Raw genomic sequence first — 3,092 nt, forward strand, 5'->3', positions numbered from 1 at the left:
CCCACCGACCGAGACCGAGGTTAGCTCGGTTATCGTCACCGCCCGCCCAAATCCCGAAGATCCCCCGGTCGTCGCCGCCGCCCGCAAGCGCCTGTCTGAAACGCCCGGCGCGGTCTCGGTGATCTCCCAGGAATCCTACATCAACCGCCAGACCCTGGCCCTCGACGACATGCTGCGTGACGCGCCGGGCGTCTATGCCCAGCGCAAGTGGGGCGGCGACATCCGGGTCTCGATCCGGGGCTCGGGCATTGGCAATGCCAACCACAATCGCGGCCTGCTGATCGCCCAGGACGGCGTACCGCTGAACGAGGCCGACGGCTATGGTGACACCCAGATCGCCGATCCGCTGAATACCCGCTATGCCGAAATCTATCGCGGCGGCAATGCCTTGCGCTTCGGCGGTGCCCTGCTGGGCGGCGCGGTCAACATGGTCACCCCGACCGGCAAGGACGCCGGCTTCCAGACCCGGATCCGGGTCGATGGCGGTTCCTATGGTCTGACGCGCGAACACATCGCCCTGGCGCGCCAGACCGGCGACTGGGACGTCTTCGTGGCCGCCACCAACCAGACCAGCCAGGGCTGGCGCTCGCAGAGCCAGCAGAACATCCAGTTCGGCTCCCTGAACATCGGCCGGTCGTTCGGCGAGGAGCGCGAGGTGCGGTTCATCGTCAACGGCTCGAACATCAACCAGCAGATTCCCGGTTCCCTGACCCTGGCCCAGTTCAACGCCAATCCGCGCCAGTCAGTGGCCGGCAACCTGGCCAGTGACAACGGCCGCAACCAGCGCGGTGTGCGCGGCTCGCTACGCACCACCTGGCGGCTCGACGACAGCCTGGTGTTCGAGGGCGCGGTCTATGCGGTGTGGAAGGATCTGGATCACCCGATCTTCCAGGTCATCGACCAGCAGAGCCGCAACTACGGGGCCTTCGGTCGTTTCGACTGGGACGGCGAGATCGGCGGCAAGCGCGCCGACGCTTTCTTCGGGGCCTGGTACCGTTCGGGCGACATGGACTCCAACTTCTATGTCAACAATCGGGGTGCCCGCGGCGCGCCGACCTCGCGCACCCTGCAGAAAGCCAAGGCGTTCGATCTGTTCGGTGAGGGACGGCTGTTCGTCACGGACGAGATCGCCCTGGTGGCCGGTGCCAACTGGGGTCAGGCCAAGCGCGACTATAGAAGCTTCGCCGTTCCCGGAGCCGCCTCGACCTTCAACCTGGAGGCCGGCAAGACCTATGACTGGATCTCGCCCCGGATCGGCCTGCTCTGGCAGAACGAGACCGGCTCGCAGGTCTTCGCCAACCTGACCCGCTCGGTCGAGCCACCGAACTTCGGCTCGATGTCGCCGACCAACACCGGCTTTGCGCCGGTTCGGTCGCAGAAGGCCTGGACCGGCGAGGTGGGCGCGCGCGGCCATCGCGGCCCGTTCACCTATGACGTCACCCTGTATCGCGCCGAGCTGAAGGGCGAGATGCTGCAGTATACCGTCAATCCGTCGATCCCGGCCTCGACCTTCAATGCCGACGAGACCCTGCACCAGGGGATCGAGGCGGCGCTGGACTGGGCCGTGGCCCCGCACTGGCGTGTGCGTCAGACCTGGACCTATTCGGACTTCCGCTTCAAAGACGACGTCCAGTACGGCGACAACCGCCTGCCGATCGTGCCGCAACACTTCCTCCGCTCGGAGGTTCGCTATGACGATCCGCGCGGCTGGTTCCTGGCCCCGTCGGTCGAGTGGTCGGCCACCGATCAGTGGATCGACTACAGGAACACCCGCAAAGCGCCGGGCTATGCGATCCTGAACCTCAACGCCGGCTGGAAGGTCACCCCCGCAGTATCCGTCTTCCTCGACGCGCGGAACCTTACCGACAAGGCCTATGTCTCCAACACCCAGGCCGCCATCGCCTGGACGGCGGCAAGCGCCGTGCTGTGGCCGGGCGACGGTCGCTCGGTGTTCGGCGGCGTGACCGTCGGCTTCTAAACCCTGAACGTCTGGTTCTGACGGGGCGGCGGTTCGCAAGGATCGCCGCCCCAAACTCCGGAGCATCGCGATGACCGCGATCGATACGCCCGAGACCACCGCCCCCGCCGGCGAGGTCTATCGCGCCTTCTGGCGCTGGCACTTCTATGCAGGCCTGCTGGTCCTGCCCGTTCTGATGCTGATGGCCCTCACGGGGGGCCTCTATCTGTTCAAGGACGAACTGACCGCCGTGGTCCACCGTCCGCTGGCCGTGGTGGCCGAGGGGCCTGCCGCAACGACGCCTACGGCATGGATCGCTGCGGCCGAAACCGCCACAGGGGGCACGGCCAGGCAGATCGTGATCCCGGACCAGGCCGACCGCTCGGTTCAGGTCACCGTCGAAAGCAGAGGCGACAAGCTGACCGCCTATGTCGATCCGGACTCCGGCGCGGTTCTGGGCACCACGCATCCCGGCGGCGTGATGGGCGTGGTCAAGCACCTGCATAGCCTCGAGATCGCCGGGCCGGTGACGAACCTGCTGGTCGAGGTGGTAGCCGGCTGGGCCATCGTGCTGGTCGCCACCGGGGTCTATCTGTGGTGGCCGCGCGGCCGGAAAGGGGGCGTGGTCACCGTGCGCAGCCGGCCCGCCAGGCGGCTGTTCTGGCGCGACCTGCACGCGGTTACCGGCATTTTCGCCGGCGGCGTGATCGTGTTCCTGGCCGTCACCGGCATGCCGTGGTCGGCCTTCTGGGGCAAGGAGGTCCGCCAGATGACCACCCAGGCCGGCTGGGGGCGGCCAAAGCCGCCCGTCACCCAAACGCACCACGGCAAGCCCGCCCCGGTCGAAGAGGCCTCAGGCGTGCCCTGGGCCCTGCAGACCCGGACTCCCCCGCCGTCGGGCACCGAGGCCGATCCGGGCGATCATGCCCACCACATGATGATGATGGACGCGCCCGCGCCCCTCGACGCAGACGCCATCGTCGCCAGGGCGCGCGCCGCCGGCCTGACGGGGGGCTTCACCCTGTCCCTGCCCAAGACCCCGGGCGGGACCTGGACGGCCGCCTACATGCCCGACAAGGTCGAGGATACCCGCGCGGTCTATCTCGACGGCAAGGATGGGCGTGTGCTCGCCGAC

General features: G+C 67.8%; 2 protein-coding genes. Both read left to right on the forward strand.

Features of this window, described 5'->3' with window-relative positions:
* On the forward strand, nt 1-1,978 hold a 1,978-nt coding region (locus DBR10_RS07860), incomplete at its 5' end, for a TonB-dependent receptor family protein (protein WP_108556247.1).
* Between the two features lie 70 nt (nt 1,979-2,048).
* Nucleotides 2,049-3,092 (forward strand): PepSY-associated TM helix domain-containing protein (locus DBR10_RS07865; protein ID WP_233243322.1); only part of this gene is annotated, 1,044 nt, incomplete at its 3' end.

It is taken from the genome of Caulobacter sp. HMWF025 (assembly GCF_003060965.1).
Taxonomy (GTDB): domain Bacteria; phylum Pseudomonadota; class Alphaproteobacteria; order Caulobacterales; family Caulobacteraceae; genus Caulobacter.